We start from the raw sequence: 23,709 nt of genomic DNA on the forward strand, positions 1-23,709 counted from the left end.
CTAAACCGCCGGTCTGGTCGGCAGCTTCGACACCTTGCCGCCGACTTCGGTCAGATCGGCTGACTTTGCCGCTTCGTAATCCGCCATCATCTCGTCATGCTCGATGAATAGCTGTTCGATTTCCGCGCGCCGCTCGATCAGTTTCTGCGCAATCCCGGGTGCGAGGCTTTCGCCCTCGCCGATCTGGCCGAGCACCGATGCAATATCGCTGGCTGTCGCTTCGCGCGGGGTCTTGAAGAAGTGCCCCTTGCGATCGAAGTACCCTGTGCCTTTCCTGGCCATTACAATTTCCCCAGAGGGTCGCGGGCGCGGACAATACCGACTCGCTGACCCAATTGTCGCCAAAACAGTCGGAATAGACCACCCCGTTAACGACGTTCCGCTGGAAAACGCTCAAATTGACGCGGAATTACAAAGGCTTTGGAATATTGCGTTCTCGCGGAAAAATCTTGTTACGCAGTGAAGTCGATTAAGTTCGTCGCACGATATTTCCGGCAATCGCCGCGTGCCCTACTCGAGCTCGAGAATCACCGCATCGACCGCCAGGCTTTCGCCCTCGGCTGCGTTGATCGAAGCGATCGTGCCTTCCTTTTCGGCGCGCAGGATGTTCTCCATCTTCATCGCCTCTACCGTTGCCAGCGGCTGGCCGGGCTGCACCGCGTCGCCCTCGGCCACGTGCAGCTTCACCAGCATCCCGGGCATCGGGCAGATCAGCATCCTGGAAAGATCGGGCGGTATCTTCTCGATCATGTGTGCGGTGAGCGGTGCGATATCGCCGGGCAGGACCAGCGCTTCGTGCGACGCACCGCGCGTGGTGATCCGCCAACGCACGCCGATCCGCTCGATCTGGACTGTCATTGTGTTGTCGCCGGTAACCTGCGCTAAGCGGTTTCCGACTTCCCAGTCCCAGGTGCCGCGCACGCTCTCGCCATCGACGATCGCCCCGCCCTCTTCAAGCAGGACGTCGAAATCGCGTGCGCCGATCCGCACCATCCAGCGCGAGGGCGGATTGTCGGTGCCGTTGAGCTGGCCGGATATCTGTCGCGCGCGCACCTGTTCGGTGAACTCGGCCCCTGCAAACAGCGCGGCGAGCTGGCGCAGCCAGGCATCGTCGGCCGGCGCACCGGTAAAGCCGTCGGGATACTCCTCTGCGATGAAGCCCGTGGTGAGCTCGCCCGAACGGAACCGCTCATGCTGCATGATCGCGCTGAGGAAATCGACGTTGTGGCCGAGGCCCTTGATCCGGAACCGGTCGAGCGCCTCGATCTGCAGGTCGGCGGCCTCGTCGCGCGTGGGTGCCCAAGTGATCAGCTTGGCGATCATCGGATCGTAGAACATCGAGACTTCGCCGCCTTCGAAGACGCCATCGTCGACCCGCACGCCATCGACGCCGCGCCGCCCGTTGGCGCTGCCATCGTTGGTCCAGCCTGCGAGCGGCGGTTCGTATTCGACCAGCCTGCCGGTGGAGGGCAGGAACCCGCGATAGGGGTCCTCGGCATAGACGCGGTTTTCGATCGACCAGCCGTCGATCCCGATATCCTCCTGCGTCATTTCCAGCTTTTCGCCGGCGGCAACGCGGATCATCTGTTCGACCAGATCGACGCCGGTGATCGCCTCGGTCACGGGATGCTCGACCTGCAGACGCGTATTCATCTCGAGGAAGTAGAAGCTTTCGCCGGTCGGGTCCGCGCCGCTGACGATCAGCTCGACCGTGCCCGCCGAATGGTAATCCACCGCCCGTGCCAGCGCGACGCACTGCTCGCCCATCGCCTTGCGCATTTTTGGCGTCACAAAAGGAGACGGCGCTTCCTCGACAACCTTCTGGTGCCGCCGCTGGATCGAGCATTCGCGCTCGTTCAGATAGAGAATGTTGCCGTGCTTATCGCCGAGAATCTGAATCTCGATATGGCGCGGATTCTCGATGAACTTCTCGATAAGGACGCGGTCATCGCCGAAGGAATTAAGCCCCTCGCGCTTGGTCGCCTCGAACCCCTCGCGCACGTCCTTTTCGCTGTAGGCGAGCCGCATACCCTTGCCGCCACCGCCAGCGCTGGCCTTCATCATCACCGGGTAGGTGATCTCGTTCGCGATCTCGACTGCGTGATCGGTATCGCGGATCTCGCCGACGAAGCCGGGGACGACATTGACGCCCGCTTCCTTGGCCAGCTTCTTGGACTCGATCTTGTCGCCCATCGCCGCGATCGCGCCGGGAGGCGGGCCGATAAAGGCGATGCCTTCTTTCTCCAGCGCCTCGACGAAGCTCGCCCGCTCGGACAGGAAACCGTAGCCCGGATGCACCGCCTCGGCCCCGGTTTCCTTGCACGCGGCGATGATCTTTTCCGGGAGCAGATAGCTTTCGGCTGCCGGCGGCGGGCCGATATGCACCGCCTCGTCCGCCATCCGCACGAACGGCGCATGGCGGTCGGCATCGGAATAGACCGCGACCGTCGCGATGCCCATCTTCTGCGCGGTGGTGATCACCCGGCACGCAATCTCGCCGCGATTGGCAATCAGGATCTTGGAAAACATATCAGCCCTGTTTTTCTCTCTCTTGCGCGCTCGCATAGCCGATTAGAGCGCTTGCGTAAGCCCCCGCGCCGCGCCGGTCGCCTTCGCCTTCCACCAGCGACTGGATCGCCTGCGCGAGCATGGCGATGTTGTCCTTCGCCAGAGCGCCCAGCGGTTCGACGTAAATGCCGATTGTGAACAGGATTGCGCCCGTTTCGGGCAGGCGGCGCAAGGTCTGGCGTTCGGATCGAACGAACAGCGTTTCGCCCGCATTGTCCGAGGTGACATGGGTGAATTGCGCGTCGGATTTGCTCTCGGCGATCCAGCGCTTTGCTCCGGTGGGCGCGATGAACCAGTTGCAGCGCCCATAAATCCGCCCGGCCTCCAGCGTGTCCATGAAGCGGTCGACGCCGGTCGCAAGCTGCTCCCCGTAACCCGCAATCGGCGCGTGAAGCGCGCGCAGCGGCAGGCCGATCTTGTCCTTGGGATGCCAGTCGGACGGCCATGCAACCGCCGCGCCGATCAGGCGATACTGGTCGTCGCCTACGCGCTTGGTGAGCAGGCACATGTCCTCGTGCGCCGTGAGCGCAGCTTCAAGCAGTCCGCCATCGACACCCACCATTGCGGCCAGTTCGCGCCCCGGAGCTTCGACCTCGGGCGTAAGTTGGACACCCTCGGGCCAATCGACAAAGCCCATATGGCGCGCGGCGCAATCGGGCTCGGGCTGGAGCCACTCCTGCTCCACCAGACGCACCAACCCCATGCGAAGCTGCCCGCCCCTCGCGCCTTGGGGAGCAGTTCGTCGACGGAGAAACCCAGGCTCACCCCAGTGCCGCCAGCCCCTGGGCGAGATCGGCCTTGATATCGTCGATATGCTCGATCCCGACCGAAACGCGCACCACGTCCGGCCCGGCGCCCGCTGACACCAGTTCCTCCTCCGAAAGCTGGCTGTGCGTGGTCGAGGCCGGGTGGATGATCAGCGAGCGCGTGTCGCCGATATTGGCGAGGTGGCTGAACAGCTCCACCGACGACACCAGCTTCACTCCCGCATCGTATCCGCCCTTGAGGCCAAAGGTGAACACCGCCCCGCCCTTGCCGCCGAGATATTTCTGCGCGAGCGCGTTGTAGGGGTCGTCGGCGAGACCGGCATAGCTGACCCATTCGACCTGCGGCTGCTGCTTGAGCCATTCGGCCAGCGCCTTGGCGTTGGCGCAATGCCGCTCCATCCGCAAGTGCAGCGTCTCCATGCCCGTCAGCGCGAGGAAGGCGTTCATCGGCGCCATCGCCGGGCCGAGGTCGCGCAGGCCCAGAACGCGGCAACCGATGATGAACGCAATCGGCCCGACCGGCTCCAGCGCATCGACCAGCACCGCGCCGTGATACGACCCGTTCGGCTTGGTCAGCGAGGGATACTTGTCGCCCTGCGCCTTCCAGTCGAACTTGCCGCTGTCGACGATCACTCCGCCGATGGCATTGCCGTGACCATTGAGGAACTTGGTAGTCGAGTGCACCACGATATCCGCGCCGAACTCGATCGGGCGGCACAAGGCAGGCGAAGCCATCGTGTTGTCGACGATCAGCGGAACACCGCCCGCATGCGCGATATCGGCAATCGCGGTGATGTCGCTGACGACACCGCCCGGATTGGCAAGGCTTTCGATGAAGACGCAGCGGGTCTTGTCGTCCATAGCCGCGCGGACATTCTCGGGATCGTCGGTGTCGACGAAGCGCGTTTCCCAGCCGAATTTCTTGAACGCCTCGCCCATCTGGTTGAGCGATCCGCCATAAAGCTTCTTCGCCGCCACGATGTTGCAGCCCGGCTCCATCAGCGTGTGGAACGCGATCAACTGCGCGGCATGACCCGATGCCACGCCCAGCGCACCCACGCCCCCTTCGAGCGCCGCGATCTTCTTTTCCAGCGCATCGTTGGTGGGGTTCATGATGCGCGAATAGATGTTCCCGAACTCGGCGAGCGAGAACAGGTTCGCGGCATGCTCGGCGCTGTCGAAGACGTAGGACGCGGTCTGATAGATCGGCGTGATCCGGGCGTTGGTTGTGGGATCAGGCTCGCAACCTGCGTGGACGGAGAGGGTTTCGGGGTGGAGGTTTTTCATGGTTGGCTCGTTCCGATTTGTCATTCTTGCGGTCGTCGACAGGTTACTGAGCGACGCTTGAGTCGCAATGTACGCTCATCCCGTATTCTTCCAACCAGTCTGCCGTGGTGGGGAGCAGGAATTGCAGCGCTTCGGGAAGCAACTGATGCAGGGTGTTGGAGTGCTTCACATGGGTCTCGCGGCGGTCGGCGAAGCAGGCCGATGGTCCGGCCGCGGCGATGAATCGCATTGCGCCTTCCTCTGTCGTGCCGCCTTCATCAGCGAGCGAAACGAACAATGGCGGGCGATCCATCGCGGGCATATTGGCGAAGCGGAGCGAAAGCGATTGTTCGTCCCATTGGAAGCTCGGCGACAGAGCCGCGTAGCCAGTGAATGATCCGGGTTGCTCTGCCCAAGTCTCCGCCACGAAATGCCCTGCGGCGCTTTCCCCAATCAGAAACGCGCGCCCATCATCGCGGTATTGCGCGCGCAGCATCGGAAGGATTTCGCCCACAAGCCATGCACGGAATTGTTCGGCTTCCCCGGCGGTTGGATAGCGCTCCTGCTCTTCTGTGTTGCGCGTTTTGGGCAGCAACTCGCGTTGCCGATCTACCGTTTCGATGCCGACGATGATGGCTTCCTGACTGCGACCCCAAAGGCCATTCCAGCGGTTGATGCCGACTGCCATGAACAGGTCCTGCCCCTGCCCGCCGTCGAGGATCAGGACGAGCGGATATTCCTCCCCGCTTTGCGCATAGCCGGGCGGGAGGATCACGTTGATCCGGCGCTCGCTGCCGTGGGTGGTTACGCGATGCGATGTGCCGATCGTAATCGGTTCGGAAGCGGTCTGCGCGTCGGTTTGCGCCGCTGCGGGCAAAGTTATGGCAAGCGACAGAGCCGCCGCCAAAGAAGCAACAGGCTTCATGGCCGGATACGCCGGTCGCGATACCACGCCTTGAACGCGGCGCCATACCAGCCGATCAGCACCGCAAGGACAAACATCGCTACGGTGCCCAACACCTTGGGGAGCATGGGCTCGTCCGAGAAGAACAGAAACATCCACGCCACACCGACAAGCGTCGTGAGGATCGACTGGAAGTTGTCGAAAAAGAACCTGCCCAGCATTACTCCGCCGCCTCGTCCAGCCCTTCGCCCAGCGGCGGCATGTTGTGACCGAGCAGGGTCAGGATATCCGCCGCGCATTCGACCACGTTGGAGCCGGGGCCGTAGATGCCCTGCACCCCTGCCTCGCGCAGGAAATCGTAGTCCTGCGGCGGGATCACACCGCCGGCGGTGACCTTGATGTCCGGGCGGCCCGCTTCCTTGAGTAGTCGGATCAGTTCGGGGATCAGTGTCTTGTGGCCTGCAGCGAGCGAGCTTGCGCCGACAACGTCCACGTCCTTGTCGAGCGCCATCTTGCAGGCTTCTTGCGGGGTCTGGAACAGCGGACCGGAGACCACCTCGAAGCCCATGTCGGCAAAGGCGCTCGCGATCACGTTCGCGCCCCGATCGTGCCCGTCCTGCCCCATCTTGGCGACCATGATGCGCGGCTTACGGCCCAGGCGGCGTTCGACCGCATCGACCCCATCGGTGACCTGCGCCCAGCGGCGATCGAACTCGTAGGCACTGGCATAGACCCCGCTCACCGGCTTGGGCGTCGCGTCGTGGCGACCGAACGCCTGCTCCATTGCCGCGGAGATCTCGCCCAGCGTCGCATCGGCCCGCGCCGCATCGACCGCGCGGGCCAGCAGGTTGACATCGCCTTTCGCTTCAAGCTCGGCGATCTTCGAAGGCGGCAACGGCACGCCGCGTTCGTCGCGCCCAGCACCCAGCGCCGCGCGCGCGACCGCAGGGTCGGTCGCCGCCGCCTCGCTCAAGGCCTTCAGCGCCGCCTGGCACGCCGCCTCGTCGCGCTCCTCACGAACCCGCTCGATCCGCGCGATCTGGCCCTTGCGAACCGCCGCGTTGTCGATGTCGAGCGTTTCGATCGGGTCTTCCTTGTCCTTGCGGTACTTGTTGACCCCGACGATCACGGTCTCGCCCTTGTCGATACCGGTCTGCTTTTCCGCCGCGGCGCGTTCGATCGCGGCCTTGGGCGCGCCAGTATCGACATAGGCCGTCATCCCGCCCGCCGCATCGACTTCGGCGATCAGCTTTTCGGCCTCTTCGACCAATGTCGCGGTCAGAGCTTCGATGTAATGCGAGCCGCCGAGCGGATCGACGACATTGGTGATCCCGCTTTCCTCCTGCAGCACCAGCTGCGTGTTGCGCGCGATACGGGCGGAGAAGTCAGTCGGCAATGCAATGGCTTCGTCGAGCGCGTTGGTATGCAGGCTCTGGGTGCCGCCCAGCGTCGCCGCCATCGCCTCTATCGTGGTGCGAATGACGTTATTGTAGGGGTCTTGCTCCTGCAGGCTGACGCCACTCGTCTGGCAGTGGGTGCGGAGCATCTTGGAGCGTTCTTCTTCCGCCCCCAGCCCGTCCATCACACGATACCACAGCGTCCGGGCGGCGCGCAGCTTGGCGATCTCCATGAAGAAATTCATGCCGATGCCGAAGAAGAAGCTCAGCCGGCCCGCGAAGGCGTCGATGTCCAGCCCCGCCTCCATCGCCCGCACGACATATTCCTTGCCGTCGGCAATGGTGAAGGCGAGCTCTTGCACCGCCGTCGCCCCGGCCTCGTGCATGTGATAGCCGCTGATCGAAATGCTGTTGAATTTCGGCATGTTGGCCGAGGTGTAGGCGATGATGTCCGACACGATCCGCATCGAAGGTTCGGGCGGATAGATATAGGTATTGCGGACCATGAACTCCTTGAGGATGTCGTTCTGGATCGTGCCCGAAAGCTTGTCCTGCGACACGCCCTGCCGCTCGGCGGCGACGATGTAGAACGCCATCACCGGGATCACCGCGCCGTTCATCGTCATGCTGACGCTCATCGTATCGAGCGGGATCTGGTCGAACAGGATTTCCATGTCCGCCACGGTGTCGATCGCCACGCCCGCCTTGCCGACATCGCCGACCACGCGCGGGTGATCGGAATCATAGCCGCGGTGGGTGGCAAGGTCGAAAGCGACGCTCAGCCCCTTCTGACCCGCTGCGAGATTGCGGCGGTAGAAGGCGTTGGATTCCTCGGCGGTAGAGAAGCCCGCATATTGCCGGATCGTCCATGGGCGGCCGGCATACATGCTCGCCTTCACCCCGCGCGTGAACGGCGCGAAGCCGGGCAGGCCGGGATCGAAGTCCGCATGATCGGCCTCGGTATAAAGCGGCTTGATATCGAAGCCTTCGGGCGTGGACCAGGTCAGGTCACGGCCCCTGGATTCTGTGTCGGCGAGGGCTTTCCAGTCTGCGGGGGTGGGTTTGTCGGTCATGTCGCGATCCTTACCCGCTCGTGCTGAGCTTGTCGAAGCGCGAGCGCTGGTCATACTCACCCTTCGACAGGCTCAGGATGAGCGCACTTGCTACTTCCCCGTAAACTCCGCCTTGCGTTTTTCGAGGAAGGCCTTGCCGCCCTCTTTCGCATCGGCCGATCGGCCCGCAATATGCTGCGCTTCGGCTTCGGCAAGCAGCACCTGCTGCAGCGAGCCGTCCAGCGCGGTGGCGATGTTGCGCTTCATTGCGGCGTAGGCGAGCGTCGGGCCGTTGGCGAGCTTGGCCGCGAGCGCCTTCGCTTCGTCCATCAGCAATTCGTCATCGACGCATTTGTAAATCAGGCCCCATTCCTCGGCCTGTTCGGCGCCGATCTTCTCGCCCAGCATCATCATGCGGGTGGCGCGGGCGCGGCCGATGGCGCGGGCGAGCAGCCAAGTCGAGCCGCCATCGGGCACGAGCCCGATATTAACGAAGGCCTGCAGGAAATAGGCCGAACGTCCGGCAATGGTGAAATCCGCCGCTAGCGCGAGGCTGCACCCGACCCCCGCTGCCGGACCATTGACCGCACAGATCACCGGGACGTCGGCGCGGATCAGGTGGCTGATCGCCGGGTTGTAGTGGTTGTTGAGCGCCTCGTGACTGCCGCCCTTGCCGGTGAGCGCGTTGTCCGAGCCGCGCGCCGACAGGTCCGCGCCCGAGCAGAAGCCCTTGCCCTCACCCGTGATCAGCACCGCGCGGCTGTCGCCCAGATCGTAGAACACCTGCCCGATCTCGTTCGCCATCTGCGGCGGCATCGCGTTGAGGCGATCCGGGCGGTTGAGGGTGATGGTGGTCAGCGGGCCGTCTTTTTCGACGCGGATGGTTTCGTATTCGGACACGGGGCCTCTCCCAAGCGTTTCGGTTTGAAACTGTCCTAGGGGCGGATGTGGCTGGGTGGCAACCTATGAAAAACAGCACTTCGTCACCCCTGCGCAGGCAGGGGTCCAGACAACTTTGCGATTGGCAGAGAGCTTATCTGGATTCCTGCCTTCGCAGGAATGACGGGAGTTCAATTCGACCAGTGCGTGCCTTCCTTGGGCGTTTCCATGATCTCGGTCAGCATGCCCTGCATGTCCTTGGGATGGACGAAGAAGATCGGGGTGCCATGCGCACCAATGCGGGTGGGGCCGAGTATGCGCTTGCCCAGCTCCTCGAATTCCTTGCGCGCATCCTCGATATCGGGGACTTCGAAGCAGACATGATGCTGCCCGCCGAGCGGGTTCTTCTCGAGGAAATTGGTGAGCGGGCTGTCGGGGCCAAGCGGCTCGATCAGCTCGATCTGGGTGCCTCCACTGTCCGACGACCCTGAGCCTGTCGAATGGGCGGGCGTGTCGACGAAGCAGACCTTCACCCCCTGCGCCTCAAGATCGAAGGGCGTGTGGATCTTGGTCGCACCCATGACTTCGCGGTAATGCGCGATGGAGTCTTCGATCGAAGGCGTCGCGACGCCGATGTGGTTGAGACGGCCTAGTTTCATTTCTTCGTTTCCAGACCCAATTTTGGCGTTTCCGTCGCTATGTGACCTCGCAGCTTCGGAATAAACTCGGAAGCCAGCTGCTGATATTTGACTGTCATGATCATTGGCAAGCCCTTGAGGGTATCGAGCCCCGCTGCACCTTGCTCAGTTGCGGTTTTCGCTTGCTCAACGATAGCTGTCATGAGAACCCGGTTTTGCTTTTCGAAATCCTCGACAAGCGGCATAGCTGAAGGAAAGTAGATAGCTGTAATTGACCTAATTCGAGCTAGGTCAGGGATCCCCCGCACCTCAACGGTTTCATCCTTCAGGCGCGCTACCGCTGAGACTGATGCCTGCTGATAACCCGAAACGTAAGAATCGATTTCGTCGAACAGCTCCTCCGCCTTGTCGCGAAGTATGGCTTGATCCTCACGCTCTGCCTTCCACTTTTCATGAGCGCGTTGATAGAATGGGCTAACGAAGGATGCTGCAAGCGTCCCTATCACACCAATAGCGGCGACTATCACTAGGGCGACTTCGTTAGTCATCACAACGGAATATTGTCGTGCTTCTTCCACGGGTTCTCAAGCTGCTTCGTCCGCAGCTTGCGTAGCCCCAGCGCGATCCGTCGCCGGGTCGCGTGCGGGTGGATCACTTCGTCGATATAGCCGCGCTGGGCTGCCACGAACGGGTTGGCGAAGCGGTCCTCGTACTCCGCCGTCTTCTCCGCGATCTTCTCCGGATCGTCGCGGTCCTGGCGGAAGATGATCTCTACCGCGCCTTTTGCGCCCATCACCGCGATCTCTGCGGTCGGCCAGGCGTAGTTCAAGTCGCCTCGCAGGTGCTTTGACGCCATTACGTCGTAGGCGCCGCCATAGGCCTTGCGGGTGATGACGGTGATCTTGGGCACGGTCGCCTCAGCATAGGCGAACAGCAGCTTCGCGCCGTGCTTGATGATCCCGCCCAGTTCCTGCGCGGTGCCGGGCAGGAAGCCGGGGACATCGACGAAGGTCACGATCGGAATCTCGAACGCGTCGCAGAACCGCACGAAGCGCGCGGCTTTCTTCGACGAGTTGATGTCGAGCACCCCCGCCAGCACCATCGGCTGGTTCGCGACCACGCCCACGGTGCGCCCCTCGACCCGGCCAAAGCCGCAAATGATGTTGGCGGCATGCAGAGGCTGGATTTCGAAGAACGTTCCTTCGTCCACCGTCTTCGCGATTACCTCGTGCATATCGTAGGGCTGGTTGGCGTTGTCGGGGATCAGCGTGTCGAGCGAATGCTCCTCCCGGTCCCACGGATCGCTCGTCGGAAACTCGGGCACTTCCTCGCGGTTCGACAGCGGCAGATAGTTGAAGAATTCGCGCGTCGAAAGCAGCGTCTCGATGTCGTTCTCGAACGCGCAATCGGCGACGCTGGTCTTGGTCGAGTGCGTCACCGCCCCGCCCAGCTCCTCCTGCGTCACGACCTCGTTGGTGACGGTCTTCACCACGTCCGGTCCGGTGACGAACATGTAGGACGAGTCCTTCACCATGAAGATGAAGTCGGTCATCGCCGGCGAATAGACCGCTCCGCCCGCGCACGGCCCATGATGAGGCTGATCTGCGGCACGACGCCGCTCGCGAGCACGTTGCGCTGGAACACCTCGGCATAGCCGCCGAGCGACGCCACGCCTTCCTGAATGCGCGCGCCGCCGCTGTCGTTGAGGCCGATCACAGGCGCGCCGACCTTCATCGCGGTGTCCATCACCTTGCAGATCTTCTCCGCATGGCGTTTCGACAGACTGCCGCCGAACACGGTGAAATCCTGAGAGAAAACGTAGACCAGCCGCCCGTTGATCGTGCCGCTGCCGGTGACGACGCCATCGCCGGGAATGCGTTGTTCCTCCATGCCGAAATCGACGCAATCGTGTTCGACATAGGTATCGAGCTCTTCGAAACTGTCCACATCGAGCAGCACATCCAGACGCTCGCGCGCGGTCAGCTTGCCTTTGGCGTGCTGCGCGTCGATCCGCTTTTGGCCGCCACCCATGCGGGCAGCTTCGCGGCGGCGTTCCATTTCGGCGATATTGGCAGACATCCTCGGCCCCTGAAGTTTGTTTCAGGGGTCGTTGCCGCAGCGCTGCGGCAGGGTCAACTCGTCAGAAACGCAGCGTCACGCTCCGCGCCAGTGCGGGCGAGATCGACTCCGCCACCCGCAGCGCCCTGGTCATGCCGATATTCGCCTCGTTGCGACCTTTCTCGATCGCCTCGACGATCTGCCGCGCGCAGTCTTCGGGCGGCATCTTCTTCATCGGATTGCCGTCATTCATCTGCGTATCGACTACCGGCGGAAGCGCCTCGATCACGCTGACATTGGTGTCCTTGAGCTGTTCGCGGATCGCGAGCGAATAGAACCGCAATCCCGCCTTGGTCGCGCAATAGACCGGCTGGCGCGCGGCGGGCGCAATCGCGAGTCCGCTGGTGACATTGACGATCACCGCTTCTGGCCGCGCCTTGAGACGATCCATCAACCCCACCGTCAACCGGATCGGCGCGTTGAGATTGGCGTAGATGCAGGCGTCGGCGGCGTCGGGATCGACCGTGCCCCATTCTCTTCGGGGCGAAAATCGTGATCGACCAGCTGCCCGGCATTGTTGATCAGGATATCGAGTTCGCGCGCGCCCCACGTGGAAAGCAAGGCATCGACTCCGGCGGCGTCCGACAGGCTCGCGGGGATCGTCTCGAACCCCTCGCCCTCCATCGCGGCCAACCGCTCGGGATTGCGCCCGGTCAGAACGACATGCGCACCCTTCGCCTTCAGCTGCCGCGCTATTTCGCGACCGATCCCCGCACTGCCGCCGGTCAGCAGAACCGTCTTGCCCGCTATATCCATCAGAACTTCACGATGCCTCTGTCCACAAGACTGCGGACGGTCGCCTCGATCGCCTCTGCGGCGGGGATGTATTCCAGACCCAGCACGTCGGTCGCATGTCGGCCCGAAACATCGCGGTGCCGACCAAGCTCGGTCTTGACTTGCTTCAGATCCGCCATGAACGGCGCGAGCAGTCTGACCATGAACGACGGCAGCCTGCGGCTCGGCACCTTCCCCGCATAGGCAGGCGTGCGTTCGCGGATGACCTCGGCGATCTCGCTCATCCACATGAAGCGATCGGAGACCGCGAAGCGTCCGCCTTTCACTGTCTGCGCCGGAGCGTCGAGCGCGAGCAGGTGCGCCCTGGCAACGTCGCGAACATCGACGATGCCGACGCCGACATCGGGCAGCGCGGGAATTTTGCCGGTCAGCAGGCGCTGGACAAGCGCGACGGAGGTCGAAAGGTCGTCGCTTGCCACCGGACCGACCACCACGACCGGATTGATCGAGCAGAATTCCATGTCGGGCGCATGGGCTGAGACCCAATCGCGACAGGCCTTCTCGGCGACGGTCTTGGATCGGTGGTATGGCTGGACATCGGGATTCTCGAGCACGGTCCAGTCGGCTTCGGTAAAGAGCGACTTTCCGGGCGGGTGGCCATAGGCGATCGCGGCTGCGGAGCTGGTCAGCACAAACCGCTTCGCCCCGGCTTCGTAGGCATTCTCGAGCGCGCGCAGGGCGCCATCTCGTGCCGGGATGACCAGCTCGTCGGCGTGGTCGGGTACAGTCAGCGGGAACGGCGAGGCGACATGCGCGACCCCGTCGCAGCCTTCGCAGGCGTCTTCCCATCCATCGTCGCTTTCGAGTTCGGCCCAGAACACCTTCAGCCGTTTGCCCGCTGCGGGCCAGCGGGCGCGCAGGCGCGGCTCGCTCTTGGCGAGGTTGCGCACAGTCGTGTGCACAGTCTTGCCCGCCGCCAGCGCCTGATCGATCAGCTCGCCGCCGATGTAGCCTGTCCCGCCGGTGACTAGGATCGTGTCCGCCATGGTGTTCTCCGAAGTGCGGATTTCACTCTAGCAGGCGCAACGCGCAGCGCGACCTATTTGAGCAACACCAGCTCTTCGGCGACGGTTGGGTGAATCGCGGTGGTCGCGTCGAAATCGGCCTTGTTCATGCCCGCCTTCACCGCAACCGCAGCCGCCTGCATGATTTCGGGCGCTTCCGGGCCGATCATGTGAATGCCGAGGATTCTTCCATTGGCTCCATCGCAGATCATCTTGATCAGACTGCGTTCGTTGCGACCTGCCACCACGTTCTTCATCGGGCGAAAATCGGAGGTGTAGACCGCGACATCGCCGTACTGGTCCTTCGCCTCGCGCTCGTCGAGGCCGACGGAGCAGAGCGGCGGATGGCTGAATACCGCGCTGGGAATGCAGGTGTGATCGACGCTGTACGGTTCATCCGGACCGAACACGCTGTCGGCGAAGGCCTGCCCTTCGCGAATCGCAACGGGGGTCAACTGCACCCGGTCGGTCACATCGCCCACGGCATAGATGTAGTCGACACTGGTTCTGGAAAACTCATCAACCAGGATTTCGCCCTTGTCGCCAAGCTTGACGCCGACATTTTCGAGGCCCAGCCCTTCCGTGTTCGGATTGCGGCCCGTAGCGAGCATGACGCAATCGAAGTTGCGCATTTCATGGCCCGCGAGCTTCACGTCGAAGGTGCCGCCATCGGCTTGCGTCACCGACTCGATGTCGGCGTTGAACAGGAATTCGATCCCCTTCGACATGGATATCTGCATCAGGCGGTCGCGCAGGCTAAAATCGTAGCCGCGCAGAATCGTGTCCGAACGGTTGGCGATGACGACCTTGGCCCCGAACTCGTTGAAGATGCCGGCAAACTCGTTGGCGATGTAGCCGCCGCCCATGATCAGGATGCAACCGGGAACCTTGTCGAGATGGAACGCTTCATTCGATGTGATGCAGTGCGTCTTGCCGGGGAAATCGGGAATGTTGGGTCGCGCGCCGGTGGCGATCAGGATCTTGCCGGCGGTCACGACCTTGCCGTCGTCCAGGGTGATCTCGTGATCGCCGGTGATTTCCGCGCGCTGCTTGAAAATCGTGACGTCGTGCTTGTCGAGCGTGTCGGTGTAGACGCCCTCGATCCGCGCGACATCCTTCATCACGTGGTCGCGCAGCTTGACCCAATCGAAGCTCTTGCCTTCGATCGTCCAGCCGAATGCGGTTGCATCTTCGAGATCCTCGGCGAATTGCGCGCCGTAGACGAGCATCTTCTTGGGCACGCAGCCGCGGATGACGCAGGTTCCGCCGACACGGTGTTCCTCGGCCGCCGCGACGCGCGCACCATGCGCGGCCGCAACCCGGCTGGCCCGGGTGCCCCCCGATCCGATACCGATGGTGAAGAGGTCGAAATCGTAATCTTCGGCCATTGAGACGCTCCTGGAATGATGCGGGCGCTATGGCCTGCCCGACCGGGCTTGCCAACCGCACTTCGCACGACGCTGGTTCGCAGGGATCGTTGGGCCGGTTACGCCCGCTGTACCTCTTCGAGGCGTGTCGCGAAGAACGCTCCGGCGATACAGAACAGCGCCATGGCTCCCAGCACGAAGGCGTTGCCGAGCAGCTGCGCGACGACCCCGAACAGGCTGCCGGCCAGCAGCACAACGCCGATGATCGTGTTGGACAGCGCCGTATAGGCTGCGCGCGTGTCTTCGTTGGCCATGTCGACGAGATGGGTCGAGCGGCCCAGCCGGACACCCTGATAGGCGATCATCAGGCCCAGCAGCAGCACGGGCAAGGCCCACACCGTCTGCAACAGACCGAACACCGTCGCAGCAGTGGTCGCAGCCAGTGCGATGGCCCCGGCGATGGCGGAAAAGATCAGCACCTTCCGGCTCGACCTATCCGAGAGCCGCCCCCAGACCGCCGAGCTGACCAGCGCCGCTCCGGATGAAGCGAGAACAAGAAAACCCAGACCCTCGAATGCGGATTGGCCGTCCGAAGACGCCGCCGCGACCATGAAGGGCGGTGCCAATGCTGTCGCTGTGAGAAAGCCACGGGCAAGGATGAAGAGCCGCAATTGCGGCTGTTCTGAAAGCAGCGAGAGGTTGTCCTTGGCCACTTCCCACGAATTCCGACCACCTTCGCTCGCACCGGGCTGTTCGGCCAGTGTCGCGAACAACGCTCCGCCACCGATCCAGCACACCCCCGCAACGGCGAGGCCTGCGAGCACGAGATCGCGCCGGTCGACCAGTTCGGTCACCAGCAACAGCGCAAAGGCGATCACCAGCGCCGCCGATATCGACCCTGCCATGCCGGTCGCAGTCCCGCGCCGCGACTTCGAAACGGTCTTGCCCAGCACATCCTTGTAGGACACCGAACACACGCTGCGGGCGAGCGCGAGCACGGTGAGCGAGCCGAGGATTGCCCAGCCCGCCGCTGCCCCTTCGAACAGCAGCGCGCCGGCCAGAATCCCGAGCGCACCCAGCCCCTGCACCACCGCGCCCGCAGCCCAGGCATATTTTCGGAGCGGCATCGAACGGATCGCGCCGGCAGTGAACATTTGCGGCAGCAACGCACCGGCCTCACGCACCGGCACCAACAGCCCGATCAGATATCCCGGCGCACCGAGCGTGGTCATCAGCCAGCTCAGCACCAGTTTGGGATCGATCAGCCCGTCGGACAGCTTGCTGAGCGACAGTGCACCAACATGGGTGAAGAAGTTGCGCGGCTCTTCGTGGCAGGCGCTGTCGGGGATGTCCCGACATGCGCGCCCCTCGTCATCGATGACGATCGCCTGAAAGACCTGGTCGAGCGTGGTTTCCTGCTTGCCTGCCATGTCGCTTCAACGCGGCAGGCAGGCGCTGGTGCCCGATCTTATCCCTGCGAGCGGCGCTGCCGCGAGCGATTGCCACCCGGACGGCCACCGCTGCCGGTGCGATGCGGTTTCCCCGCGCGCGACGGATGCTTGCGCTTGGGCTTGCTGCGGCTTTGGCTTTCGCCCTGCACATTGGCGCCCTCGGAAGGGCGCTTGCCAAACGGCTTGGGCTTCACCTTCTTCTGCGACACCCGCGACGCCCCACGCGGAGCCGGCTTGGTCGGGCCGACCCCTTCGACCACCGCGCGGAAATTTTCGGGCAGCGGCAGGCGATCCAGCGAAGCATCGGTGTTGCGCTGGATATCTTTCAGATACGCCCGCTCGTCCTCGCCGCAGAACGCGATCGCGATACCGTCACGCCCGGCACGCGCGGTGCGGCCGATGCGGTGGACGTACTGTTCAGGCACGTTGGGAAGTTCGTAATTGATGACGTGGCTGACACCGGGAATGTCGATCCCGCGCGCGGCCACATCCGTGGCGATCAGTACGGAGACCTTGCCCCGGCGGAACTCGTCGAGCGCGCGCTGACGCTGCGGCTGCGACTTGTTGCCGTGAATGGCATTCGCCTGGATGCCGCGCTGGTACAGCTTCTTCACGACACGGTCCGCGCCATGCTTGGTTCGGGTAAAGATCAGCACGCGCTCGAGATCGCCGGGAACGTTGTGGTTCCCCGACAGGATCAGCTCGAGCAAAGCCTGCTTTTCGTCCTGCTGGACCATGAAAAGATACTGCTCGATCCGCTCGGCCGTGGTGGCGGCGGGGGTTACACTGACCTGCACCGGATCGGTGCAATAGCCGGACACCAGTTCCTTGATTGCCTTGGGCATGGTCGCGCTGAAGAACAGCGTCTGACGCTCCTTCGGCACCAGCTGGTTGATCCGCCGCAGGGCATGGATGAAACCGAGATCGAGCATCTGGTCGGCCTCGTCGAGCACCAGCACTTCCACGCCCGACAGGTTGAACGCCTTCTGGTCGATCAGGTCGAGCAGGCGGCCCGGAGTCGCCACGAGGATATCGGTGCCGCGATGCAGCTTGTTCCGGTCCTTGTTGACCGATGTGCCGCCGACGATGACCTGCACCTTGAGGCCAGCGAGCGCGCCGTAATCCTTGGCGCTCTGGGCGATCTGCCCGGCCAGTTCGCGTGTCGGCGCGAGCACCAGCATGCGGCAGGACTTGAACGGAATCTGGTTGTCGCTGTTGCGCAACCGGTCGATCGCAGGGAGCATGAAGGCGGCGGTCTTGCCGGTCCCGGTCTGGGCGATGCCGAGCAGGTCGCGACCTTCGAGCACCGGCGGGATCGCCTGATACTGGATCGGTGTCGGCGTATCGTAGCCCTTGAGCTCGAGCGCCTGGAGAACGGGCTGCGACAGCCCGAGTTCTGAGAATTTCATTGAGTTGTTACTCGCAATATGTGTGGAGCGCGCACGGAATCCGGGCGCGATCGCGGGGTAAGGGAACCGCCCGCGTGAAAAGGGAAGTTGTTGGAAATCAGGTGAAACGTGCGCCGGGGCGGATAAGGTCAGAGCCGCCGCTTCACGCTGGCTGGCACGGTTCGATTGCTGCGCCATATGGGTGCAAGCGGCGCAAATGTAAAGCTCAACGATCCTCGGGCTCAAGATAACCGCGCTGGGTCATCCACATGTCGAAGTCGATCGCACCCGTAAACGTGCCGGGGACGGCATTGCCATCCGCATCGCGCGCCGGTTCGAAACGCATGTATTTGAGCAGCGGTCGGCACAGCGCAATCTCGGTCGCCTTGCGCCTGAACTTGTAGGACAGCGCGCAGCCGATCGGTTTGCCATCGGCATCGATCGTCAAGGCGTAATGGAGGATTTGCGATAGCAGCCGCTGTCGCGATGCCTCGCGCGCCAGCTGGTGGCCGCCGTCGAACGAGACCAGCACCGGCCCGCGTTCCATTGGTTGATCGGCCGAAAGCGGCGCGATCCCAACGACGGCGAAAACTATCGCCGCAAAAGCCGGGATACGCGACCGCATCACCGGAAACCCGTCAATGCTTGGCGCGCAGGTCCATGTAGGAAATGCGGTTGGTGAACACACCTTCGACCGGCCGATCGTTGGCGTCTCGCGCCGGCTCGAACGTGTGGTTGGCGATCAACAGCTTGCACAGCTGCACCGAAACGTAGGCGCTGCGAAACTTCTCGGTCAGTTCGCATCCGACAGGGTTTCCGTCGGCATCCACGGTAAGCTTGTAGGCAATGTGCGAGCGCCAGATGCGCATCCGGCTCGACTTGCGCAGCAGCTCCTCTTCGCCGTCGAAGCTGACCAGCTTTGCCGGGATGGCCACGCTGTCTTCCGCTTTCGCGACTGCCGCACCTGCTTCCGCCTTGTCCAGATTGTCCGCCATCGCGGCAGGGGTGAACACCAGTGCAGCCATGGCTGCGGACAGCGTGAAGATGCGGGTCATGAAGTGGCCTCGTAACAGCAAATTAAGGATGCGTGCGACGTCGGGATAGATACGCAAAACGCACGCGAGTGCAAATTTATCCCGAATGCTGCGCCGCAGCGAAACGACTTTGTTCAGTGCTGCACGACTGAGTCATAATATGTCTCGTCCGCACAATTATGGGATAGCCGCGCAAAATTCGCACTGATCGCGCGAGAGAATCACTTCAATGGTGTGAAGCTTTGAAACCGCGCCTCAGCGCAGTCCGGCGGCTGCCATGAGTGCGGTTGTAGACGCATCAAACTGACCCTCGCCTGAATCGATCTGGCCGGCTATCGCCTTGCCCAGCTCCACGCCGAACTGATCGAACGGGTTGATCCGCATCAGCACCGCGTTGGCAAAGGTGCGATGCTCGTGGAAGGCGACCAGGGCACCGAGCGTCGCCGCGTCGAGATCGTCGACCAGGATCGTCGCGCTTGGCCGATCGCCAGGATAGGCGCGTGCTGGATCGTCCGATTCCTTGCCTGCCATCAGCGCTGCCCCTTGTGCGAAACAGTTCATCAGCAGCTGGCGGTGATGCGTCGGATCGAGCTCGTCGCCCGGAGCGATGCTGGCGATGAAATCGACCGGGACCAGCGCGGTGCCCTGGTGCAGCAGCTGGAACACCGCGTGCTGGGCATCGGTCCCTACCCCGCCCCATGTGATCGGCGCGGTCGGCGCGCTGACCGGCGCGCCTTCGATCGTCACGCCCTTGCCGTTCGATTCCATCTCGAGCTGCTGGAGATAGTCGGGCAACATCGCCAGCCGCTCGTCATAGGCAAACACCGCGCGGGTCTGGCAGCCGCGCAGTCGCGTGTAATACTGATCGGCAAAGGCAGCCAGCAGCGGGCCGTTGGCGCGCCCATCGGTCTCACGGAAATGGTCGTCCATCGCCTTTGCCCCGGCAAGCAGCGCGTGAAACTCCTCCATGCCCACCGCCAGCGCGACCGGGAAGCCGATCGACGACCACAGCGAATAGCGCCCGCCGACGCTTTCCGGGAACGGCAGGACCCGGGTCTCGTCGACGCCCCATTCAACCGCGCGTTCGGGATTGGCGGTGAGCGCAATCACCCGCCCGCCCGGATCGGAGACGCCGTTCTTGCCAAGCCAGTCGAGCGCACTCGCGGCATTGGTCATGGTTTCGATCGTGGTGAACGTCTTGGAAGCGACCGCCACCAGAGTCGTCGCCGGGTCGCAGGCCGCAAACGCCTGTTCGAGCGCCAGCCCGTCGATGTTCGAGACAACGTGCACGTCGACCAGACTGAGATCGCGGGTCAGCGCATCGACAGCGAGCTCCGGCCCGAGCGCGGACCCGCCGATGCCGATATGTATCAGGTGGTTCACTTCGCCAAGCGCGCCGCGGTGGATCGCGTCGACCAGCATGCCCATCCGGGCCAGCAGGGCCTCTGCCTCTTCGACGTGAGGCTGGGTCCCGCTGCCGCGCATCGCCCCGTGGGTTGCCGCGCGGCCTTCGGTTGGGTTGGCGATCCCGCCGCCGAACAGATCGGCGCGCGCCTGTTCGAACCCGCAGGCCGTAGCCAGCGCCTCGAAACTATCGAGCAGCGGATCGTCGAGATGCGTTTTCGACCAGTCGAGCAGCATGCCGACATCGTCGTGCCCTTGCAGCGCGAAATCGAGCCGCCTGCTGAGTTTCCCCACGCGCTCGGGATCGGCGCCGAACAGGTCGAAAAGCGTCGATTGCGGGCATTCGCGCAAGCGGTCCCAGGCGGAAGAAATCGGATCACTCATTGGCAAAACCCCTTGGCGTGGTGCGAACTGCGCGACTAAGGATGCGCGCGATGGATGTTAAGAGAAAATCCGGCGCATTGAACACGATTGCGACCGCCAAGACCGAAAAAGGGACGCAGGAGGAAAGCTGGACGAGTTTCGGCCTTTTCCTCATCAAGCTGCTGGTCGTGGTCCTGGTGTTCCGCAGCTTCGTGTTTTCGCCGTTCTCGATCCCGTCCGAAAGCATGCTGCCGCGGCTGTGGAACGGCGATTACCTGCTGGCGGCCAAGTGGCCGTATGGCTTCTCGCGCTATTCCCTGCCGTTCAACGCCCCGTTGATCCCGGGCCGGGTGCTCGCCGACGAACCGGAGCGTGGCGATATCGTGATCTTCAAGCATCCGGTCGACGAAGTCGATTACATCAAGCGGGTGATCGCGCTGCCGGGCGACACCGTCGCATTGAGCGGCGGACAGGTCATGCTCAACGGCGAGCCAGTCCCGCGCGAGGAAATCGCCGCGTTCGATATTCCGGTATCGCTCAACACCCGCTGCGAGTGGGGCGCGGAAGAGGCGATCGCGACCACCGGCGGCGCGGTCTGCCGCTATCGCCGGTTCCGCGAAACCCTGCCGAACGGTCGCAGTTACGAGGTGCTCGATTTCGGGCAGACCGCTGCCGATTCGTTCGAGCCGATCGTGGTCCCCGAAGGACGGATGTTCGTGCTCGGCGACAACCGCGACAATTCGAAGGACAGCCGGTTTCGCGCGGCCGCCAGCGACGGGGTCGGCCTGGTCCCGCAGGACAACCTTGTCGCGCGCGCGACGATCGTCATGTGGTCGACCGATGGCGCTGCCGAATGGATCAAGCCCTGGACGTGGTTCACGGCAGCGCGCTGGGGCCGGATCGGAGAAGTGCTGTGAGCGCGCTTGACCCCGAAACCCGCGCGTGGCTGACCGGGCTCGGTTTCCGGATCAGCAACGAAGCGCCGTGGGTCGAAGCGCTGACTCACGGCAGCTTCCATCACGGCAACGGCAATGGCGGGGGCAGCAACGGCGATTACCAGCGGCTCGAATTCCTCGGCGATCGCGTGCTCGGCCTGTCGGTGGCAAGCTGGCTCTACCGCTCGGGCAAGTCCTCCGAAGGCAAACTGTCGCAGCGGCTCAACGCGCTGGTAAGCGGGGCGACCTGCGCCCAGATCGCGCGCGATATCGACCTTCCGGTGCATGTCCGGCTGGGCAAACAGGCGCGCGAGGACGGGGGCGCAAACAGCGACAAGATCCTCGGCGACGTGCTGGAAGCCCTGATCGGAGCCAGCTTCGTCGAACACGGGTACGAAACGACCCGCGACGTCGTCTATCGCCTGTGGGCGTCCGAACTGTCGAGCGACGTCGGCAAGGCCAAACATCCCAAGAGCGCGCTGCAGGAATGGGCCGCGGGCAACCGCCGGGCGATGCCGGTCTACGAAGTGGTCGAACGCAGCGGGCCGGATCACGACACCCGTTTCAAGGTGCGGGTTTCGATCCACAATGTCGGCGCGGCCGAGGCGATCGCCAACAGCAAGGGCGAAGCCGAACGGATCGCGGCGGAAACATTTCTGGAGCATTTCGGGCGATGAACACGCAATCCCCCACTTCGTGCGGCGTGGTCGCGGTGATCGGCGCGCCCAACGCGGGCAAATCGACGCTGGTGAACCAGCTGGTCGGGCAGAAGGTCGCGATCACCTCGGCCAAGGCGCAGACGACCCGCGCGCGGATGCTCGGCATCGCGCTGTTCGGGACGGTGCAGATGATTTTGGTCGACACGCCCGGCATCTTCGAACCGCGCCGCAAGCTCGATCGCGCGATGGTGAGCGCCGCGTGGGAAGGTGCCGAGAGCGCCGACGCGGTGCTGCTGCTGGTCGATCCGATCAAGCAACGGCGGCACGAGCTCGAACCGCTGCTGGAGGCGCTGGCGAGGCGTCCGGAAAAGAAGATCCTCGTCCTCAACAAGGTCGACAGGGCGAAGAAGGAGCCGCTGCTCGCGCTGGCGCAGGAGCTTGGCGGCAAGCTCGAGTTCGAGGAAATCTACTTCGTGTCCGCGCTGACCGGCGACGGGGTGCCGGAAATGAAGGAGGCGCTGGCGAAGATGATGCCGCCGGGGCCGTGGATGTATCCGGAAGATCAGGTCTCCGATGCGTCCGAACGGCTGCTCGCGGCGGAGGTCACGCGCGAACAGCTCTACCAGCAGCTGCACGAGGAACTGCCTTACGACAGTGCGGTGCGGCCCGAGCAGTACAAGACCCGCCCCGACGGCTCGCTTGAGATCCACCAGCAGATCGTCGTCGCGCGCGAAAGCCAGCGCCCGATCGTGCTCGGCAAGGGCGGCAGCCGGATCAAGGCGATCGGCGAGGCAGCGCGCAAGGAACTGAGCGCAATGCTGGGCGTGAAGGTCCACCTGTTCCTGCACGTGAAGGTGCTGGAGAATTGGTCCGAGGACAAGGAAGTGTTCGAGGAAATCGGGCTGGACTGGGTGCGGTGATGCCGACACCGGAGATTTCGTCGAACGAAGCCGCGTGGGACTTAGCCTCGCAAAAGTACGCTGTCGAAGACGAGTTCGCTCGCGACGTGGAACTCCTGATGAACGGCGGCACAACGCTAATGCCGGTCGAAATCGAAGAACTGGGCGATCTGTCAGGCGTCGATTGCGCGGTTCATCTTTGCTGTTCCCATGGCTCCGACGTGTTGTCGCTGCTCAACCACGGCGTGACCAAAGTCGTTGGGATCGACATCAGCAACGAGATGCTGGCTCTGGCACGTCGCAAGACCGCTGCGCTCGAAGCCAATGCAAGTTGGATTCACGCAGAAGTGCTTGAGCCCCAGCCCTCGCTCACGGGAAACGCGGACTTGGTCTACACCGGACGGGGAGGTCTACCGTGGGTGCGGAATCTGAACGTCTGGGCTGCTCGCGTGGCCGACCTGCTCCGGACGGGAGGGCGGCTCTATGTATTCGAAGGCCATCCCCTGAACTGGGTTTGGGCGCGGGACACGCAGCAGTGGCAGGTGACCGGTGACTACTTTGAGCGCACCGCTCGCGCGAACCAAGATTTTCCTGCTATGGCGGTGGAACAATTCGCCGAACACGGTGCCGAGCGACCAAAAGCCTATGAGTGGCAGTGGACGTTGGGCGACGTTGTGTCAGCAGTTGCAGGCGCCGGACTCCGGATCGAATTTCTGCACGAACATGCGTTCAATTTCTGGCCGTTGTTCGACGAACTGGACAAAGAACAGGGCGGCAAGGTCCCGCAGAGCTTCTCACTTATGGCGATCAAAGCACAATAG

The 23,709-nt window shown here is 63.3% G+C and carries 23 protein-coding genes and 1 pseudogene; 4 read left to right on the top strand and 20 right to left on the bottom strand.

All coding sequences use genetic code 11. The annotated features are described in order from the left end of the window. The 20 genes and pseudogenes from KDC96_RS06120 to pgi all read right to left on the bottom strand — a co-directional run bounded on the left by KDC96_RS06120 (position 1) and on the right by pgi (position 20,416). Positions 1-282: a hypothetical protein gene (locus tag KDC96_RS06120; RefSeq protein WP_212451568.1), complete on the bottom strand. Its 282-nt coding sequence runs from the start codon at positions 280-282 to the stop codon at positions 1-3. Between the two features lie 228 nt (positions 283-510). Continuing rightward, positions 511-2,529: an acetyl/propionyl/methylcrotonyl-CoA carboxylase subunit alpha gene (locus KDC96_RS06125; RefSeq protein WP_212451570.1), complete on the bottom strand. Its 2,019-nt coding sequence runs from the start codon at positions 2,527-2,529 to the stop codon at positions 511-513. A gap of 1 nt (position 2,530) precedes the next feature. Beyond that, positions 2,531-3,271: a DUF3445 domain-containing protein gene (locus tag KDC96_RS06130; RefSeq protein WP_249171945.1), complete on the bottom strand. Its 741-nt coding sequence runs from the start codon at positions 3,269-3,271 to the stop codon at positions 2,531-2,533. A gap of 58 nt (positions 3,272-3,329) precedes the next feature. Beyond that, positions 3,330-4,622, bottom strand: a complete 1,293-nt coding sequence (locus KDC96_RS06135) for an O-acetylhomoserine aminocarboxypropyltransferase (RefSeq protein WP_212451572.1) — start codon at positions 4,620-4,622, stop codon at positions 3,330-3,332. Positions 4,623-4,665: 43 nt separating this feature from the next. Further along, positions 4,666-5,526 (bottom strand): alpha/beta hydrolase, encoded by an 861-nt coding sequence (locus KDC96_RS06140; RefSeq protein WP_212451574.1) that lies wholly within the window; start codon positions 5,524-5,526, stop codon positions 4,666-4,668. Then, on the bottom strand, positions 5,523-5,726 hold the full coding sequence (locus KDC96_RS06145; RefSeq protein ID WP_212451576.1) for a hypothetical protein: 204 nt from the start codon (positions 5,724-5,726) through the stop codon (positions 5,523-5,525). Before KDC96_RS06145 ends, KDC96_RS06140 begins: the two co-directional genes overlap by 4 nt. After that, entirely contained in the window at positions 5,726-7,975 is a 2,250-nt protein-coding gene (scpA, locus tag KDC96_RS06150) for a methylmalonyl-CoA mutase (protein ID WP_212451578.1), read from the bottom strand. Before scpA ends, KDC96_RS06145 begins: the two co-directional genes overlap by 1 nt. Before the next feature lie 90 nt (positions 7,976-8,065). Then, positions 8,066-8,854: an enoyl-CoA hydratase-related protein gene (locus KDC96_RS06155; RefSeq protein WP_212451580.1), complete on the bottom strand. Its 789-nt coding sequence runs from the start codon at positions 8,852-8,854 to the stop codon at positions 8,066-8,068. A 170-nt stretch (positions 8,855-9,024) separates the two neighbouring features. Further along, a complete protein-coding gene (mce, locus tag KDC96_RS06160) occupies positions 9,025-9,492 on the bottom strand; it encodes a methylmalonyl-CoA epimerase (RefSeq protein WP_212451582.1) in 468 nt (155 codons plus the stop codon). Further along, on the bottom strand, positions 9,489-10,019 hold the full coding sequence (locus KDC96_RS06165; RefSeq protein ID WP_212451584.1) for a hypothetical protein: 531 nt from the start codon (positions 10,017-10,019) through the stop codon (positions 9,489-9,491). The genes mce and KDC96_RS06165 overlap by 4 nt, the downstream gene beginning before the upstream one ends. Beyond that, positions 10,019-11,550: pseudogene (locus tag KDC96_RS06170) on the bottom strand (acyl-CoA carboxylase subunit beta). Before KDC96_RS06170 ends, KDC96_RS06165 begins: the two are co-directional and overlap by 1 nt. Before the next feature lie 61 nt (positions 11,551-11,611). Next, on the bottom strand, positions 11,612-12,025 hold the full coding sequence (locus KDC96_RS16545) for an SDR family NAD(P)-dependent oxidoreductase (RefSeq protein WP_371815549.1): 414 nt from the start codon (positions 12,023-12,025) through the stop codon (positions 11,612-11,614). Next, positions 11,992-12,345 (bottom strand): SDR family NAD(P)-dependent oxidoreductase, encoded by a 354-nt coding sequence (locus KDC96_RS16550; protein WP_256439042.1) that lies wholly within the window; start codon positions 12,343-12,345, stop codon positions 11,992-11,994. The genes KDC96_RS16545 and KDC96_RS16550 overlap by 34 nt, the downstream gene beginning before the upstream one ends. Next, complete coding sequence (locus KDC96_RS06180) at positions 12,345-13,370, bottom strand: NAD-dependent epimerase/dehydratase family protein (protein ID WP_212451586.1); 1,026 nt, start codon at positions 13,368-13,370, stop codon at positions 12,345-12,347. The genes KDC96_RS16550 and KDC96_RS06180 overlap by 1 nt, the downstream gene beginning before the upstream one ends. Positions 13,371-13,423: 53 nt before the next feature. Beyond that, entirely contained in the window at positions 13,424-14,776 is a 1,353-nt protein-coding gene (gene gorA, locus KDC96_RS06185) for a glutathione-disulfide reductase (protein ID WP_212451588.1), read from the bottom strand. A 98-nt stretch (positions 14,777-14,874) separates the two neighbouring features. Beyond that, positions 14,875-16,185, bottom strand: a complete 1,311-nt coding sequence (locus KDC96_RS06190; RefSeq protein WP_212451590.1) for a hypothetical protein — start codon at positions 16,183-16,185, stop codon at positions 14,875-14,877. Positions 16,186-16,223: 38 nt separating this feature from the next. Continuing rightward, on the bottom strand, positions 16,224-17,615 hold the full coding sequence (locus KDC96_RS06195) for a DEAD/DEAH box helicase (protein WP_212451592.1): 1,392 nt from the start codon (positions 17,613-17,615) through the stop codon (positions 16,224-16,226). 205 nt (positions 17,616-17,820) lie between these two features. After that, positions 17,821-18,219 (bottom strand): hypothetical protein, encoded by a 399-nt coding sequence (locus KDC96_RS06200; protein ID WP_212451594.1) that lies wholly within the window; start codon positions 18,217-18,219, stop codon positions 17,821-17,823. Between the two features lie 13 nt (positions 18,220-18,232). Then, positions 18,233-18,649, bottom strand: a complete 417-nt coding sequence (locus tag KDC96_RS06205) for a hypothetical protein (protein WP_212451596.1) — start codon at positions 18,647-18,649, stop codon at positions 18,233-18,235. Between the two features lie 234 nt (positions 18,650-18,883). Continuing rightward, positions 18,884-20,416, bottom strand: a complete 1,533-nt coding sequence (pgi, locus tag KDC96_RS06210; RefSeq protein ID WP_212451598.1) for a glucose-6-phosphate isomerase — start codon at positions 20,414-20,416, stop codon at positions 18,884-18,886. A gap of 50 nt (positions 20,417-20,466) precedes the next feature. Here pgi and lepB point away from each other — a divergent pair, with 50 nt between their 5' ends. Genes lepB through KDC96_RS06230 form a run of 4 tightly spaced genes read left to right on the top strand, consistent with a single transcriptional unit; the run spans position 20,467 to position 23,709 of the window. Further along, on the top strand, positions 20,467-21,312 hold the full coding sequence (gene lepB / locus KDC96_RS06215) for a signal peptidase I (protein ID WP_212451601.1): 846 nt from the start codon (positions 20,467-20,469) through the stop codon (positions 21,310-21,312). Next, positions 21,309-22,007, top strand: coding sequence for a ribonuclease III (rnc, locus tag KDC96_RS06220; RefSeq protein WP_249171946.1), 699 nt, complete (start codon positions 21,309-21,311; stop codon positions 22,005-22,007). The genes lepB and rnc overlap by 4 nt, the downstream gene beginning before the upstream one ends. Continuing rightward, positions 22,004-22,909 (top strand): GTPase Era, encoded by a 906-nt coding sequence (gene era / locus KDC96_RS06225; protein ID WP_212451605.1) that lies wholly within the window; start codon positions 22,004-22,006, stop codon positions 22,907-22,909. Before rnc ends, era begins: the two co-directional genes overlap by 4 nt. Next, positions 22,909-23,709: a class I SAM-dependent methyltransferase gene (locus tag KDC96_RS06230; protein WP_212451607.1), complete on the top strand. Its 801-nt coding sequence runs from the start codon at positions 22,909-22,911 to the stop codon at positions 23,707-23,709. Before era ends, KDC96_RS06230 begins: the two co-directional genes overlap by 1 nt.

Source organism: Erythrobacter sp. JK5, from assembly GCF_018205975.1.
In the GTDB taxonomy this organism is placed as follows: Bacteria; Pseudomonadota; Alphaproteobacteria; order Sphingomonadales; family Sphingomonadaceae; genus Erythrobacter.